Origin of the sequence: Limnochorda sp. LNt (assembly GCF_035593265.1) — a bacterium.
Classification (GTDB): Bacteria; Bacillota; Limnochordia; order Limnochordales; family Geochordaceae; genus Geochorda; species Geochorda subterranea.
In genome coordinates this window covers 2,565,227-2,580,369 of the sequence record NZ_CP141614.1, presented here as the reverse complement: position 1 = coordinate 2,580,369, position 15,143 = coordinate 2,565,227, and the positions used below count along the sequence as shown (strand labels likewise).

The window sequence follows — 15,143 nt, the reverse complement described above, 5'->3', positions numbered from 1 at the left end:
GTCAGCTCCGCACCCCGGCCTCCTCGAGGACGGCCTGCTCGAGGATCTCGAGCCCCTCCTGGAGCTGGTCCTCCTCCACGACGAGGGGCACCAGCAAGCGGATGACGTTGCCGTAGATGCCAGCCTTGATGCAGATGAGGCCTCGCTCGGCGCAGCGCCGCAGGATGCGGGAGGTCTCCTGGTCCGCGGGCTCCTTGGTGCGGCGGTCTCGCACCAGCTCCATGCCGACCATGGCCCCCAACCCCCGCACGTCGCCGATGAGGGGGATCCGCTCCATCATGGCCTCCATCCGGCGCCGGGCGATCGCCCCGATCCGCTCGGCCCTGGCCACCAGGTCCTGGCGCTCGATCTGGTCCAGCACCGCCAGGCCGGCGGCGCAGGCCACGGGGTTGCCCACGAAGGTGCCGCCCACCACGCCCTCCCCGAGCCGGTCGTAGAGGTCGGCCCGCGCGATGACGCCCGAGAGGGGGAGGCCCGCTGCGATGGACTTGCCGACGGTGACGATGTCGGGCTCCACCCCGAAGTGTTCGATGGCCAGGAAGCGCCCCGTGCGACCGAAGCCCGACTGGATCTCGTCGGCGATGAGCAGGATCTCGTGGCGGGCCGTCAGCTCCCGCACGGCCTGCAGGTACTCCGGAGGCGGGACCACGAAGCCGCCCTCGCCCTGCACCGGCTCGACGATGACCGCGGCCGTCGCCTCGGGGGCGACCATGGTCACCAGAGCGCGCTCGAGGGCCTGCACGCACGCCAGGCCGCACTGCGGGTAGCTCAGCCCCAGCGGGCACCGGTAGCAGTAGGGAGCCGGCACCCGGTACACCTCGGGCACGAAGGGCCCGAAGCGGGCCTTGTAGGGCTTGGCCTTGCTGGTCAGCGTCATCGCCATGTAGGTGCGGCCGTGGAAGGCGCCCTCCAGCGCGATGATCCCGGCGCGGCCGGTGGCGTATCGGGCCAACTTGACAGCGTTCTCCACCGCCTCGGCGCCGGAGTTGAAGAAGGCCACCTTCTTGGGGCTGCTGCCGGGGGCCTTGGCAGCCAGCCGCTGGGCCAGCCGGATGTAGGGCTCGTAGGGGACCACGGTGAAGTCGGTGTGCAAGAAGCGCCCCGCCTGCTCGACGATGGCCTGGACGACCTCGGGCGGAGCGTGGCCCACGTTGAGCACGCCGATGCCGCCCGCGAAGTCGATGAACTGGTTGCCGTCCACATCCTCGACCAGCGCCCCGCGGGCCCGGGCGATGACCGTCGGCACCGCCGGCGCCATCGCGTCGGGTACGTAGCGCCGCATCAGCGCCAGCAGCTCCTGCGCCCTGGGGCCGGGGATGGCGGTTTTCATCCGTGCATACTGGGGCACACAGATCCCCCCTCCCTCGCGTGCCGGGGAGCCGAGGCTCGCGACTCCTGCCCGCGGAGAAGCCCGCTACGTTAGGATACGTCGCGCGCCGGGGGGTTACCTCTGGCCGCCATCGGGGCCGGTCCCGCCACCTAGGCGACGGGCGGCAGGGCCACGCCAGGGACGGAGCGGGTGGCCGCCGCTCGGGCGAAGGCGGGGCCCCACCGATCCAGCAGGCAGCACAGACGGGCCTCCAGATCGGCCTGGACCCGCCCCGCCAGCGGCGGCTCCAGCATCATCAGGTATTGACGCAGGCTGACCGGGATGGCGAGCCGCTTGAGCAGCAGGAATCCCTCGACGCACGCCGCCTGCTCCATCTCCAGCTCGTGGCCCGAGACCTGGCCATGTCCCAGCATGGCAGCCGCGCAGCGGCGCCGCTCGAAGTCGAGGGCGTGCCCCAGCTCATGGGCCATGATGACCACCAGATAGGAGAGCGACTGGTGGCTCAGGTCGGGTCCCCAGATGAGGATGGCCCGCCGCCCCGGGTGATACATCCACTGCTCGGGCAGCGGACTCGGCTCGAAGGCGATCCCCATCGCTCGCGCGGCCCTCACCAGCCGCTGGACGTAGGGATTGGGCGGAAAGCGGGCGGCGAGCCGGCGATCCCATCCCCTCCGGACCAGCCCCGGCGGCACGCGGGGCCCTGAGGGGTGCCTGCCCCGGACTCGCCGGGCATGCCATGGATCAGCATGACGCATGGGACCATCTTATCAGGCCAGGCACCGCCTGGCCCTTGGAAATGCGCGCGACACATGCCAGGCCTTACTGCCAGCCCATGAAGCGCACGGCCATCACCGAGGCTGCGAATCCGGCGGCATCGGCCAGCAGGCCGGCCGTCAGGGCCCACCGGGGATCCCGGATGCCCACCGACCCCAGGTAGACGGTGATGACGTAGAGGGTGGTCTCGGTGCTCCCCTGCATGACCGAGGCCAGCCGCCCCACCAGCGAGTCGGGGCCGTGCGTCTGCAGGAGGTGCGCCAGGTAGCCCGACGCGGCGGAGCCGGAGAGGGGGCGGATGACGGCCATCGGCAGGACGACTGCAGGGATGCCGAGCCATGCGGTCAGCGGGTGCAACGGCGCCATGACCAGGTCCATGGCGCCCGACTGCTGGAAGAGCTCCGTGGCCGACAGCATCGCCACCATGTAGGGCAGGACCCGCAGCGTGACGGCGAGCCCGCTCCTGGCGCCTCGCACGAAGCTCTCGTAGACCGGCACGCCCCGGGCCGCGCCGATGCCGACGATGAGGCCGATCATGACGGGGACGGTCCAGCGCGCCACCCCGTCCAGCCACGCGGGGGTCATGCGCTCACCTGCCTCGGATGCCGTAGCGGCGACGCAGGTAGGCGTCGGCCAGCAGGGCCACCGCCGTCGAGCAGGCGGTCGCCAGCAGCGTGGGCACCAGGACGTCGGCGGGCTGGCGGGCCCCGGCGGCCGCCCGCAGGGCGATGACACCGGTCGGCACCATCGTGAGGCTCGAGGTCGACAACGCCAAAAGCGTGCACATGGCCGGAGAGGCCCGGGCCGGGTCGGGGTTGAGGCGCTGCAGCTCGCGCATCGCCCTGAGCCCCAGCGGCGTGGCTGCGTTGCCCAGTCCCAGGACGTTGGCGCTGAGGGCCATCAAGATGGCGCCCATCGCGGGGTCGTCGGCCGGGACGCCGGGAAAGAGCCGACGTGCCGGCCGCAGCAGCACCCGAGAGAGCCACCGGGTCAGCCCCGCGTCGTCGGCGATCTGCATGAGCCCCGTCCAGAGCATGATGGCCGCCGACAGGGGGACGGCCAGCTGCACGGCCCGGCCGGCGCCGGCGGCCACGGCTTCCGACACCAGGCCTGGCTCCCCCCGCGCCGCGGCCAGGACGACGCCCGACAGCAGCAAAAAGGCCCACACCCAGTTGACCAAGGCAGTGGACAGCCTCCTCGGCTGGAGGATATGAGCGCCGTGACCGGAGATTGACAGCGTGGGCGCTCTCGCGCTACGATGAGGCCGCCATGCGCATCTGACCTGCTGCAGGACGCGGCCAGCTCGAGGCGGTCCCCGCGGGCCGGGGGCCGGGGGTGGTCGCGTCCTATCTTTGCTCGCTGCCGGGTGTCGCCACCGTCGTCCGTCGCCTTTCGCTGGGGTCCACCGGTCATTCGGAGGGGTGTCGTACCTTGCAACAGCCGACCGCCGTCGAGTGTCGACACGTCAGCAAGTACTTCTACGTCCACGACGAGGGCGCCGCCGGAGAGGACGACTCCGCCGGATCGCACGCCGTCGCCGGCTCCAACGGCCGATGGCGGGGCGTGGCGGGCCGGCTGGCGACCATCATCGGCCGCCTGCGTCGGCCGCCTCGCAAGGTGGCCGCCGTGCAGGACCTGTCGCTGTCGGTGCGCCGCGGGGAGATCTTCGGGATCATCGGGCCCAACGGCTCCGGCAAGTCGACGCTGGTGCGGCTGCTGTCGACCCTGTTGCTGCCCGACGAGGGGAGCATCCACGTCTTCGGGCGCGACGTGGTCGCCGAGCAGCGCGAGGTGCGCCGTCTCATCAACCGGGTCTCCGTGGAGGCCGCCTTCTTCAAGAAGCTGTCGGCCCTGGAGAACCTGAGCTACGCCGCGCGGCTGTACGACCTGCCGCCCAAGGAGGCCCGGGAGCGCGCCATCGACATCCTGCGACGCATGGGGCTTCCCCGGGCCAAGCTGGACGCACCCTTGGAGGACCTTTCCCGGGGCATGCAGCAGAAGGTGGCCATCGCCCGAGCTCTGTTCACCGCGCCGGTGCTGCTCCTGCTCGACGAGCCGACGACAGGGCTCGACCCCCGCTCCAAGCGGGAGGTGCAAGACTTCGTGCAGGAGCTGCACGACCAGCACGACGCGACGGTGCTCCTGACGACGCACGACATGCAGGAGGCGGAGCGGCTGTGCGGTCGCATCGCCTTCCTCAAGGACGGTCGTCTGGTCGCCATGGGCACGCCGGAGGAGCTCAAGCGATCACGGCCGGGACGCGAGATGAGCCTGGAGGAGCTGTTCTTCGAGCTGACGGGCAGCGAGTGGCGCCCGCACGAGGAAGCGGAGGTCGAAGAGTCGTGAGCAAGGTCGAGGTGCTCCGGGAGCTGCGCTCCTCGCTGGCCTTCGTGGAGCGCAACTTCAACCTCGCCCGGCGATACCTGGGCTGGGAGCTGGTCTTCCTCGTCTACACCATCGTCAACAGCGTCAGCATCGGGCTCATCGGAGTCGGCGCCCCCGGCATCCAGGCCGACCCGCGGCTGGTGCTCTACCTGTTGACCGGCGCGCTGTTGTGGAGCTTCCTGTCCGTCGTCTTCAGCGAGGTGGGCCAGGCCGTCCAGTGGGAGCGATGGGAGGGCACCATCGAGTACACCTTCATGGCACCCATCCACCTGCTCACCTACCTGGGCGGCAACTGCCTGTGGGCCATCGCCTACGCCTCGCTGCGCACGGCCATCCTGCTGGCCGCGGTGGCGGCCTTCTTCCGGCTCGACCTGGCGGGAGCCAACCTGGGTGGCGCGGGCCTCGTGCTGGCCGTGGCCGGCCTCTCCTTCATCGGGCTGGGGCTGATGGCCTCCGTGCTGCCCCTGCTCTCCACCGAGAAGGGAGCCCAGGCCACCAACATCTTCCAGGCCGCGCTCCTGCTGGTGTCGGGTGTCTACTACGACGTCTCGGCGCTGCCGGGGTGGCTCCGGCCTCTGGCCTACGTCAGCCCGGGCACGTACACGCTGCAGGCGACGCGGGCGGCTCTCATCGACGGCGCCCCGACGGGGGCCCTGATGGGAGACGTGGCCATTCTGCTGGGCATGGCGGCCCTCTTCATCCCGGTGGGCTTCTGGGTCTTCCGGGCGGGAGCCCGCTACGCCATGCGGCACGGCAAGCTGAAGCGCAGCGGCTGAGCCCGGTCCCCTCCCTTGCGCGCCCCGCATCGAGGCGCGATAATGCCGTCGGAAGGTCAAGGAAGGTCAAATCCGACCACGACACGGACGTCGGAAGCGGGGGATCGCCAGCTCCATGGCTTCGCTGGCCGACGCCATCGAGCGCCACATCAAGGAGCTGTTCGAGCGCACCGGGGCGCCCTGGGTGGAGATCCGGCGGGTCGAGCTGGCGGGGCGGTTCGCGTGCGTGCCGTCGCAGATCACCTACGTGCTGGAGACCCGCTTCACCCCGCGCCACGGCTACCTGGTCGAGAGCCGCCGGGGCGGCGGAGGCTTCATCCGCATCATGCGGCTCGCCCCTGCGCAGCCGGATCGGGCGTCCCTCCTGCAGGCCCTGATCGAGCGGCTGGGTGACGCCGTGACGTGCAGCGAGGCCGATGCTGTGGTGGAGCGCCTGCAGCAGGCCCGGCTCATCGGCGCCCGGGAGGCGGCGGTCTGGCGGGCGGCCATGCGCAGCCAGACGGAGTGGGTGCCCGTCCCGGCCCTCCGGGACCGGGTACGGGCGGCGCTGCTGCGGAGCATGCTGATGGTGCGGTTCATGGAGGTCAGCGACGCGTAGCCTTACCGAGGGCAGCGACGGACGGGAGGGTCGGCGATGATGTGCCAGCGCTGCGGCACTCGTCCGGCGACCGTGCACAAGGTGCGCATCGACAACGGGGTCAAGACCGAGCTGCACCTGTGCGAGCCCTGCGCCCGCGAGACGGGTGAGCTGCAGGCGACGCCCTTCGGCGCCACCTTCGAGGAGCTGATGAAGTCCTTCTTCGATCTACCCTTCGTGGAGACGGGGGCGGGCCAGGAGACGACGACCCGGGCGGCTACCCGTTGCCCCAACTGCGGGCTGTCGTGGTCGGACTTCAAGCGGCTGGGGCAGCTGGGCTGCAGCCAGTGCTACGTCACCTTCGAACGGGCGCTGCGGCCGGTGCTCAAGCGGCTCCACGGGGCCACGGAGCATGCCGGCAAGCGCCCGCGGGAGCGCGGCGAGTCGCTGCGACGCCGGGAGCTGGGGCGCCTTCGCGAGGAGCTGCAAGAGGCCATCGCCTCCGAACAGTATGAGCGGGCGGCCCAGTTGCGGGATCGCATCCGGGAGCTGGAGAGGGGGGGCAGCGACCGGTGAGCTTCGAGGACATGGTGCGCCGTCACGTCCGGGGGTGGATCGTGGGCGATGGGCCCGAGTCCGACGTGGTCCTGGGCACCCGGGTGCGCCTGGCGCGCAACGTCGAGGGCATCCCCTTCCCCGGCGTCGCCACGCCGGAGCAGCTGCGCGAGGTGGCGACCCGGTGCCGGCAGGCCATCCTGTCCCTCGACCGCGCCTCGGGCGGCCCCCTCACCTTCTCGCGGATGAGCGAGATCGCGCCCCTGGAGCGGGAGCTCCTGGTGGAGCGGCACCTGATCAGCCCCATGCACACCCAGGACGTGCGGGAGAAGGCCCTGGCGCTGCGAGACGACGAGTCGGTCAGCCTCATGATCAACGAGGAGGATCACCTGCGTCTGCAGACGCTGTTCGCGGGCTTCCAGCTCGAGCAGGCCCTGGATCTGGCCGACCGGATCGACGACCGCCTCTCGGAGACGCTGGAGTATGCCTTCTCGGAACGGGTAGGCTACCTGACGGCCTGGCCCACCAACGTCGGCACGGGCTTGAGGGCCTCGGTGATGCTGCACCTGCCCGCCCTGGCCCTCACCGGCATGCTGCAGCAGGTCTTGAGTGCGGTGGCGCGCTTCGGCGTGGCGGTGCGCGGGCTGTACGGCGAGGGGACCGAGTCGGTGGGCAACATCTTCCAGATCTCCAACCAGGTGAGCCTGGGCCGCAGCGAGGACGAGATCCTCAAGCATCTGTCCAATCTGGCTCGCGAGGTCATCACCCAGGAGCGTGCTGCCCGGCAGCGGCTGGTGGCCGACCGGGCCGCCCTGGAGGATCGGGTCTGGCGCTCCTACGGGGTCTTGCGCTACTCTCGGGCCATCACCTCCCAGGAGGCGATGCAGCGGCTCTCCGACGTGCGGCTCGGCATCGACCTGGGTATCATCAAGGGGCTCGACCAGCGCATTCTGAAGGAGCTGCTGGTGCTGATCCGCCCGGCCCATCTCCAGAGCTTCATGGGGCGGGAGCTGGCGCCGGCCGAGCGGGACGTGCACCGGGCGGCTCTGATACGAGAACGCATCCGCCTGCAGGAGGCGGCGCAGGCGTAGCGGCTGGAAGGAGCGGGTGGTGCGACATGTTTGGGCGATTCACCGAACGTGCCCAGCGGGTCGTGGTCCTGTCGCAGGAAGAGGCCCGGCGTCTTGGCCACAACGTGGTTGGCACCGAGCACATCCTGCTGGGCCTCATCGCCGAGGGCGAGGGCGTGGCGGCCCGGGCGCTGCAGAGCATGGGCATCAGCCTGGAGCGGGTCCGGGCGGAGGTGGAGAAGGTGATCGGCCGCGGCGAGGGCACCACCACCGGCCAGATCGGCTTCACGCCGCGGGCCAAGCGAGTGCTGGAGCTGGCCTTCGACGAGGCGCGCCAGCTGGGCCACACCTACATCGGCACCGAGCACATCCTCCTGGGCCTCATCCGCGAGGGGGAGGGCGTGGCCGCCCAGGTGCTGCGCAACATGGGGGCCGATCTCGACAAGGTGCGCCGCACGGTGGTGGAGCTGCTGGGCGGCTCCACCCCACCGCAGGCCAAGATGGCTCGGAGCCGCAAGACACCGACGCTGGATCAGTACGGGCGCGACCTGACGGAGCTGGCCCGCGAGGGCAAGCTGGATCCGGTCATCGGGCGGGAGCAGGAGATCCAGCGGGTCATCCAGGTGCTCTCCCGGCGCACCAAGAACAACCCCGTCCTCATCGGCGAGCCGGGCGTCGGCAAGACCGCCGTCGTGGAGGGGCTCGCCCAGAAGATCGTGGCCGGGGACGTGCCGGAGACGCTGCTCAACAAGCGCGTGGTCACCCTGGACCTGGCGGCCGTGGTGGCGGGCTCCAAGTTCCGCGGCGAGTTCGAGGAGCGCCTCAAGAAGGTGATGGACGAGATCCGCAACTCGGGCGACATCATCCTCTTCATCGACGAGATGCACACCATCGTGGGCGCCGGCGCCGCGGAGGGGGCCATCGACGCCTCCAACATCCTCAAGCCGGCCCTGGCCCGCGGGGAGCTGCAGTGCATCGGCGCCACCACCGTAGACGAGTACCGCAAGCACATCGAGAAGGACGCGGCCCTGGAGCGGCGCTTCCAGCCCATCATGGTGGATGAGCCGACGGTGGAGGAGACCATCGCCATCCTGCAGGGGTTGCGGGATCGCTACGAGGCCCATCATCGGGTGAAGATCACGGACGAGGCCCTGGTGGCCGCCGCCCGGCTGTCGGATCGGTACGTCACGGACCGGTTCTTGCCCGACAAGGCCATCGACCTCATCGACGAGGCCGGCTCCCGGGTGCGGCTGCAAGCGCTCATCGCCCCGCCCGAGTTGAAGCAGCTCGAGGAGGCCATCCAGGAGATCCAGACGGAGAAGGAGGCGGCCATCAAGAACGAGGAGTTCGAGAAGGCCGCGGCGCTGCGCGACAAGGAGCAGCAGATGCGGGAGGAGCTGGAGCACAAGCGCCAGGAGTGGAAGAACTCCCGCAGCCGCACGGAGGGCGTCGTCTCGGCCGAGGACATCGCCCAGGTGGTCTCGGCCTGGACCGGCATCCCGGTCTCCAAGCTGCAGCAGGAGGAGACGGAGCGGCTGCTGCACCTGGAGGAGGTGCTCCATCGCCGGGTCGTGGGTCAGGACGAGGCCATCGACGCGGTCTCCCGGGCCATCCGGCGAGCCCGCGCCGGGCTCAAGGATCCGCGGCGGCCCATCGGCTCCTTCATCTTCCTGGGCCCCACGGGCGTGGGCAAGACGGAGCTGGCCAAGGCCCTGGCCGAGGCCCTATTCGGCGACGAGGACGCCATGATCCGCATCGACATGTCGGAGTACATGGAGCGCCACACCGTCTCCCGGCTGGTGGGCGCGCCCCCGGGCTACGTGGGCTACGAGGAGGGCGGCCAGCTCACCGAGCGGGTGCGCCGCCGGCCCTACTCCGTCATCCTGCTCGACGAGATCGAGAAGGCCCACCCCGAGGTCTTCAACGTGCTGCTGCAGGTGCTGGAGGATGGGCGGTTGACCGACGCCAAGGGGCGCACCGTCGACTTCCGCAACACGGTGGTCATCATGACCTCCAACGTGGGGGCGCAGGAGATCCACCGCCAGGCGCGCCTCGGCTTCCGCGCCACGGAGGACGAGCGCGACGCCTACGAGACCATGAAGAAGAAGGTGCTCGAGGAGCTGCGGCGCACCTTCCGGCCCGAGTTCCTCAACCGCATCGACGAGGTCATCGTCTTCCACGCCCTCAACAAGGAGCACATCCGGCAGATCATCGACATCCTGCTCAGGCGGGTGGCCGCCGACCTGGAGGAGCGGGGCATCAAGGTGGAGTTCACCGAGGCGGCCAAGGAGGTGCTGGCCGACGAGGGATTCGATCCCGACTTCGGGGCGAGGCCGTTGCGCCGGGCCATCCAGCGCCTGGTGGAAAACCCCCTCTCCGACGAGATGCTCAAGGGTCGCTTCCACGAGGGCGATACCATCGTGGTGGACGCCGTCGACGGCTCCATCACCTTCGGCAAGAAGGAGGAGCTCGCGCGGGCTCATCGCTGATCGGGGGCAGGCTACAGGGGGTCCAGGTGTCGGGCGGCCGGGTGCGTCGGCCGTCCGACCGTATCGGGGAGAGGCCCCGACGGGAGGAGGCGAGGCCCTTGCGGACCGATCCACGGACACCCAAGGTGGGGATCGTGGGGAGCGGACTGGTCGGGTCCACCGTGGCCTACACGCTGTTGGTGCGCGGCGTGCACTGCGAGATCGTGCTGGTCGACATCAACCGGGCCAAGGCCGAGGGTGACGCGATGGACCTCAACCACGGCATCCCCCTGGCCGCGCCCTTGAGCATCCGGGCGGGTGACTACCCCGACCTCGCCGGCGCCGACCTGGTCATCGTCGCGGCCGGCGTCGCCCAGAAGCCGGGGGAGACACGACTGCAGCTCTTGCAGCGCAACGCGACCATCATGGCCGAGGTGACGAGGCAGGTGGTGCGCCACGCCCCCGGCTGCATCCTGCTGGTCGTCACCAATCCCGTCGACGTCCTGAGCTACGTCGCCTACAAGTGCTCGGGACTGCCGGCCTCCCGGGTCATCGGCTCGGGGACGCTGCTCGACACGGCCCGTCTGCGCTTCCTGCTGGGGCAGCACTTCGGCGTGGACCCGCGAAGCGTGCACGCCTACGTCATCGGGGAGCACGGCGACTCGGAGCTGGTCGCCTGGAGCCTGGCCCACATCGCCGGGGTGAGGTTGGCGGAGCTGGGCCCCACGTGGGAGCAGGCGGTGCACGACGGGGCCCTCCAGCGCATCTTCGAAGAGGTGCGGGGCGCCGCCTACGAGATCATCCGGCGCAAGGGCGCCACCTACTACGCCGTCGCGCTGGCGGTGGCGCGGCTGGTGGAGAGCATCCTGCAGGATCAGCGCTCGGTCCTGACGATCTCGACGTACGTCGAGGAGTGGCAGGGCATCCGCGACATCTACCTGGGCATGCCGTGCGTGGTGGGGTGGTCGGGCGTCGAGCGCATGGTGGACCTCCCGCTGGCGCCCGACGAGCTGGAGGCGCTGCGTCGCTCGGCCGAGCTGCTGCGGCGGGCGGCGGACGAGGTCGAGCCGGTCATCGCCGCCCACCGGTCGACCTCCACCGGCGGCGACGGCTCGCGGCCCTCGGGCTCACGGGACGGCACCGGCGCCGCGGAGGCCGGTCGAGCGCGGCGGCCGAGCGCAGGGTGACCCAGTAGGCGACGCCGATCACCACTGCTCCCGCCCAGAAGGGGGCCGCCAGACCGGCCACCTCGCCCAGGGCCCCTCCCAGCAGGGGCCCTGCCACGGCCCCCGCCCCGTTGACGGACTGCAGCACGCCGAAGGCGCGGCCCCGGTGCTCCGGGGGGGTGCGACGCGCCAGCAGCACGCCCGAGGCCACCACCACCGCGCTCCCGCTGAGCCCGAAGGCGAGCCGGGCTCCCGCCAGGAAGAGGGGATGAGGCACCAGCGCCTGGGCCGCGTGCGTGAGGCTGGCGGCCACGATGCCGCAGCGCAGCAGCGCCACCGGGTCCCGATCGCCCCACCGCGACGCCGCCGGCGCGCCGACGGCGGTCGCGATGCCGGCGGCCGAGTAGACCATGCCGGTCACCAGGGCGACGTCGCGGCTCACCAGGGTGGCCACGTAGAGGGGCAGCGTGGGCTGGGTCATCACCTGCGCCATGCTGAACAGGAGCTGCAGCCCGAACAGCCGGGAGACGCCGGGGTCGGCCAGGGCCTCTTGCACGTCGAGTACCACCCGCTGGCCGACCTGCCGCCAGTCGACGGGGCCCTGCGGCTGGACCCGCTCCTGGATGCCGCTCAAGACGGGCAGGAGCCCGGCCAGGGCCAGCAGCCCGGCGGCCACCAGCATGGCGCCGCGTGGCCCCAGGAGCTGCGCCGCCACCCCGCCGATGAGCGGCCCGCTGATGGTGCCGGCGGCCGAGGCGGCCTGGAGGAGGCCCAGCGCGCGCCCCAGGTGGCTGTCGGGAGTGTTGGTGGCGACCAGCACGTTGGCGGCCGGGATGTAGCCTGCCAGCAGGCCGTTGACGGCCCGCCAGATGAGCAGGTCCCAGACCGACCGCGCCCGGGCCATGAAGACGTAGGTGAGGGCGATGCCCAGACCGGCCCGCACCATCATCGGCCGCTTGCCGACCTGGTCGGCGATGGAGCCCCAGACCGGTGCCATCAGGCTCGAGGTGACGAAGTTGACGGCCAGGACCATGCCTGACCAGAATGCCGTGCCCGAGGAGACGCCCACCTCGGTCACCAGGGCAGGCAGAAACGGGGCGACGATGGAGAAGCCCATCGCCGCGATGAAGACCCCGCCGGCTACGATGTAGACGTTGCGCCGCCAGTCTGCCGAGTGCGTGCTCACGTCGCCCGCCGCCTATTAAACCACAGGGCCCGGGTCGGGAAAAGGCCGCGATGGTATAATGGGCGCAAGGTGCGGCCCCCAGAGCCCCGACCGACCGCCGGACCAGGAGGTGCGAAGTCCCTTCCATGACGCAGCATGTGGTCTTCTCCGGCATCCAGCCCAGCGGCATGATCCATGTCGGCAACCTCTTCGGCGCCATCCGCAACTGGGTCGAGCTCCAGTCGCAGCATCCGTGCTTCTTCTGCATCGTGGACTACCACGCCATCACGGTGCCCTACGACCCCCGGGAGATGCCGGAGCGGGTGCGCCAGGCCCTCCTGGTCAACGTGGCCGCGGGTCTGGACCCCGAGCGCTCCACCATCTTCGTCCAGTCCGACGTGCCGGAGCACACGGAGCTGGCCTGGCTGCTCAACTGCATCACGCCCCTGGGGCAGCTGCAGCGGATGACCCAGTTCAAGGACAAGGCGCGCAAGCACGCCGAGTCCGTCTACGCCGGGCTGCTCAACTACCCGGTGCTGATGGCCGCCGACATCCTGCTCTACAAGGCCGACCGGGTGCCAGTCGGTGAGGATCAGGTGCAGCACCTGGAGCTGACCCGGGACCTGGCGCGCAAGTTCAACCAGCTCTTCGGGGAGACGTTTCCGGAGCCCGAGCCTCTGCTCACGCAGGCGGCTCGCATCATGTCCCTCGACGATCCGACCCGCAAGATGTCCAAGAGCGAGCCCGAGGGGGCCATCTCGGTGCTGGATCCACCCGAGACCATCCGCGACAAGGTGCGGCGGGCCGTGACCGACGTGGGGCCCAGGGGCGACGAGATGAGCCCCGGCGTGCGCAACCTCTTCACCTTGCTCGAGGCGGCCGCGCCGGCCGAGACGTGCCGGCACTTCCTCGACCACTACCGCCAGGGCACCCTGCGCTACGTCGACCTCAAGCAGGCCGTGGCCGAGTCCCTGATCGAGGTGCTGCGGCCCATCCAGGCCCGCTACGCCGAGCTGGCGGCCCGGCCGGAGACGGCCTCGGAGATCGCGGCGGCAGGCGCCGAGCGGGCCCGCCGGGTGGCACGGGAGGTGCTCCAGGAGGCCCGCGAGCGGATGGGCTTCACGCGCAGGCGCTCGCCCTGACGGGGGCGCCGATCGACGGACGGGGGGCATCGTCGCATGCGGGAGGCGGTCATCGTCGGGGCGGCCCGCACGCCCATCGGAGCCTTCCTGGGCGTTTTGAGCGCGCTTTCAGCGCCGCAGCTGGGCGCATCGGCCATCCGGGGGGCCGTGGAGCGCTCGGGCGTGCGGCCCGAGGACGTCGACGAGGTGATCATGGGCAACGTCCTGGGAGCGGGCCTCGGGCAGGCCCCTGCACGACAGGCCGCCCTGCTGGCCGGCCTGCCCCGTGGGGTGCCTTGCCTCACCATCAACAAGATGTGCGGCTCGGGGCTCAAGGCCGTCATGCTGGCCGCGCAGGCCATCGCGAGCGGGGATGCCGACGTGGTGGTGGCGGGGGGCATGGAGAGCATGTCCAACGCCCCTTACGTGGTGCAGGGCGCCCGGGCCGGGTTGCGCATGGGCCACGGCCGTCTGGTCGACACCATGATCCACGACGGTTTGTGGGACGTCTACAACGACTGTCACATGGGCAGCTGCGCCGAGCTGCTGGCCGAGCGCCGGGGCTTCTCCAGGCAGGAACAGGACGACTATGCCCTGGAGAGCTATCGGCGGGCACGGGCGGCGATGACCGAGGGGGCCTTGGCACGGGAGATCGTGCCCGTGCAGTGGGAGGATGGCAGGGGGGAGCGCCACGAGGTGCACGAGGACGAGGAGCCCGGGCGCCTGGTCGAGAGCCGGTTCCGCCAGTTGAAGCCCGCCTTCAAGGCGGAGGGCACCGTCACCCCGGGCAACGCCTCCAGCATCAGCGACGGCGCCGCAGCCGTCGTCGTCGTGGCGGAGCCCGTGGCGTCGCGGATGGGTCTGCGCCCCATGGCGCGCATCGTGGCGCAGGCCCAGGCCGCCACCGACCCCGAGTGGTTCACCGTGGCGCCCATCGCGGCCATCCGCCGGGTCCTGGGCAAGGCAGGTCTCGATGCGTCCGCCATCGACCTCTACGAGATCAACGAGGCCTTCGCGGTGGTGCCCATGGTGGCCATCCGCGAGCTGGGCCTGGATCCGGGGCGGGTCAACGTCCGGGGGGGCGCCATCGCCCTGGGGCATCCCATCGGGGCCAGCGGCGCACGGGTCTTGGTCACGCTGCTGTTCGCGATGGAGCAGCGGGGAGCTCGGCGGGGTCTGGCCACCCTCTGCATCGGCGGCGGCGAAGCCGTCGCCCTGGTAGTGGAGCGGGTCCCGTGAGCCGCGCCCCCGGTCGGCCCGACGGCCTCATCCCACGGGCAGGCCGGGCGGGCAGGGGCGCTCCGGCTCCAGCAGCACGACGCGGCCCTCCCCGTCCACGGCGCCCAGCACCAGCACCTCCGACTTGAAACCGCCCACCCGCTTGGGTGGAAGGTTGACGACCGCCACGACCGACCGCCCTACCAGCTGCTCGGGCGTGTAAAGGGCGGTGATCTGCGCACTCGAGGTGCGCCGCCCCAAAGGACCGAAGTCGATGACGAGCCGGTAGGCCGGGCGGTGCGTGTGCTCAGCGGGCCAGGCCTCCACCACCTGGCCGATGCGGATGTCGAGCCGTTCCCATGCCTCGGGGGACACCTGCGGCTTGAGGGGTGGCACGCCGGACAGCGGATCGACCTCCATGGGTCGACGACCTCCCTCCTCTGCTTCAGCGTGAGAGGCCCCTGTCGAGGGGCGGCCGGCGAGACGGCTGCCCCGTTGTGGGCGCTCGGGGCCCGATGCTATAATGACTAGGTGTCGA

At 71.0% G+C, this 15,143-nt stretch carries 14 protein-coding genes and 1 pseudogene; 9 read left to right on the top strand and 6 right to left on the bottom strand.

Annotated features, from left to right (window positions below; translation table 11 throughout):
- Position 1: 1 nt before the first annotated feature.
- The 4 genes from gabT to VLY81_RS12375 form a co-directional block, all read right to left on the bottom strand.
- The gene (gene gabT, locus VLY81_RS12390; RefSeq protein ID WP_324668508.1) at positions 2 to 1,348 is read right to left on the bottom strand and encodes a 4-aminobutyrate--2-oxoglutarate transaminase; all 1,347 of its coding nucleotides are present in this window, start codon (positions 1,346 to 1,348) and stop codon (positions 2 to 4) included.
- A 131-nt stretch (positions 1,349 to 1,479) separates the two neighbouring features.
- Positions 1,480 to 2,022 (bottom strand): hypothetical protein, encoded by a 543-nt coding sequence (locus tag VLY81_RS12385; protein ID WP_324668507.1) that lies wholly within the window; start codon positions 2,020 to 2,022, stop codon positions 1,480 to 1,482.
- 127 nt (positions 2,023 to 2,149) lie between these two features.
- Complete coding sequence (locus VLY81_RS12380) at positions 2,150 to 2,689, bottom strand: spore maturation protein (protein WP_324668506.1); 540 nt, start codon at positions 2,687 to 2,689, stop codon at positions 2,150 to 2,152.
- 4 nt (positions 2,690 to 2,693) lie between these two features.
- Positions 2,694 to 3,284: a nucleoside recognition domain-containing protein gene (locus VLY81_RS12375; RefSeq protein ID WP_324668505.1), complete on the bottom strand. Its 591-nt coding sequence runs from the start codon at positions 3,282 to 3,284 to the stop codon at positions 2,694 to 2,696.
- Positions 3,285 to 3,535: 251 nt separating this feature from the next.
- Here VLY81_RS12375 and VLY81_RS12370 point away from each other — a divergent pair, with 251 nt between their 5' ends.
- From VLY81_RS12370 to VLY81_RS12340, 7 genes and pseudogenes are all read left to right on the top strand, one after another.
- Positions 3,536 to 4,450: an ABC transporter ATP-binding protein gene (locus tag VLY81_RS12370; protein ID WP_324668504.1), complete on the top strand. Its 915-nt coding sequence runs from the start codon at positions 3,536 to 3,538 to the stop codon at positions 4,448 to 4,450.
- On the top strand, positions 4,447 to 5,265 hold the full coding sequence (locus VLY81_RS12365; RefSeq protein ID WP_324668503.1) for an ABC transporter permease: 819 nt from the start codon (positions 4,447 to 4,449) through the stop codon (positions 5,263 to 5,265). The genes VLY81_RS12370 and VLY81_RS12365 overlap by 4 nt, the downstream gene beginning before the upstream one ends.
- A 115-nt stretch (positions 5,266 to 5,380) precedes the next feature.
- Positions 5,381 to 5,863, top strand: coding sequence for a CtsR family transcriptional regulator (locus VLY81_RS12360; protein WP_324668502.1), 483 nt, complete (start codon positions 5,381 to 5,383; stop codon positions 5,861 to 5,863).
- Between the two features lie 36 nt (positions 5,864 to 5,899).
- Positions 5,900 to 6,418 (top strand): UvrB/UvrC motif-containing protein, encoded by a 519-nt coding sequence (locus VLY81_RS12355; protein WP_324668501.1) that lies wholly within the window; start codon positions 5,900 to 5,902, stop codon positions 6,416 to 6,418.
- Positions 6,415 to 7,488 carry a protein arginine kinase gene (locus VLY81_RS12350; protein ID WP_324668500.1) on the top strand — a complete coding sequence of 358 codons (1,074 nt, stop codon included), beginning with the start codon at positions 6,415 to 6,417 and terminating at the stop codon, positions 7,486 to 7,488. Before VLY81_RS12355 ends, VLY81_RS12350 begins: the two co-directional genes overlap by 4 nt.
- Before the next feature lie 26 nt (positions 7,489 to 7,514).
- Positions 7,515 to 9,956 (top strand): ATP-dependent Clp protease ATP-binding subunit, encoded by a 2,442-nt coding sequence (locus VLY81_RS12345; RefSeq protein ID WP_324668499.1) that lies wholly within the window; start codon positions 7,515 to 7,517, stop codon positions 9,954 to 9,956.
- A 98-nt stretch (positions 9,957 to 10,054) separates the two neighbouring features.
- A pseudogene (locus VLY81_RS12340) lies at positions 10,055 to 11,032 on the top strand (L-lactate dehydrogenase); the annotation flags it as partial.
- Here VLY81_RS12340 and VLY81_RS12335 read toward each other — a convergent pair.
- Positions 11,007 to 12,287, bottom strand: a complete 1,281-nt coding sequence (locus VLY81_RS12335) for an MFS transporter (protein WP_324668497.1) — start codon at positions 12,285 to 12,287, stop codon at positions 11,007 to 11,009. The pseudogene VLY81_RS12340 and the gene VLY81_RS12335 sit on opposite strands and share 26 nt — an antisense overlap.
- A gap of 125 nt (positions 12,288 to 12,412) precedes the next feature.
- On the opposite strand from VLY81_RS12335, the gene trpS reads away from it, so the two are divergent.
- Together trpS and VLY81_RS12325 are read left to right on the top strand one after the other, a co-directional pair.
- A complete protein-coding gene (gene trpS / locus VLY81_RS12330; protein ID WP_324668496.1) occupies positions 12,413 to 13,408 on the top strand; it encodes a tryptophan--tRNA ligase in 996 nt (331 codons plus the stop codon).
- Positions 13,409 to 13,444: 36 nt separating this feature from the next.
- Positions 13,445 to 14,626 carry a thiolase family protein gene (locus tag VLY81_RS12325; RefSeq protein ID WP_324668495.1) on the top strand — a complete coding sequence of 394 codons (1,182 nt, stop codon included), beginning with the start codon at positions 13,445 to 13,447 and terminating at the stop codon, positions 14,624 to 14,626.
- A 27-nt stretch (positions 14,627 to 14,653) separates the two neighbouring features.
- Here VLY81_RS12325 and VLY81_RS12320 read toward each other — a convergent pair whose 3' ends face one another.
- Complete coding sequence (locus VLY81_RS12320) at positions 14,654 to 15,025, bottom strand: tRNA-binding protein (protein WP_324668494.1); 372 nt, start codon at positions 15,023 to 15,025, stop codon at positions 14,654 to 14,656.
- Positions 15,026 to 15,143: the final 118 nt, after the last annotated feature.

Coding starts and splice junctions, on each gene's coding strand:
- VLY81_RS12360 (WP_324668502.1), top strand. CDS start 5,381: ATGGCTTCGCTGGCCGACGCCATCGAGCGCCACATCAAGGAGCTGTTC.
- VLY81_RS12345 (WP_324668499.1), top strand. CDS start 7,515: ATGTTTGGGCGATTCACCGAACGTGCCCAGCGGGTCGTGGTCCTGTCG.
- VLY81_RS12320 (WP_324668494.1), bottom strand. CDS start 15,025: ATGGAGGTCGATCCGCTGTCCGGCGTGCCACCCCTCAAGCCGCAGGTG.
- VLY81_RS12380 (WP_324668506.1), bottom strand. CDS start 2,689: ATGACCCCCGCGTGGCTGGACGGGGTGGCGCGCTGGACCGTCCCCGTC.
- VLY81_RS12355 (WP_324668501.1), top strand. CDS start 5,900: ATGATGTGCCAGCGCTGCGGCACTCGTCCGGCGACCGTGCACAAGGTG.
- trpS (WP_324668496.1), top strand. CDS start 12,413: ATGACGCAGCATGTGGTCTTCTCCGGCATCCAGCCCAGCGGCATGATC.
- VLY81_RS12325 (WP_324668495.1), top strand. CDS start 13,445: ATGCGGGAGGCGGTCATCGTCGGGGCGGCCCGCACGCCCATCGGAGCC.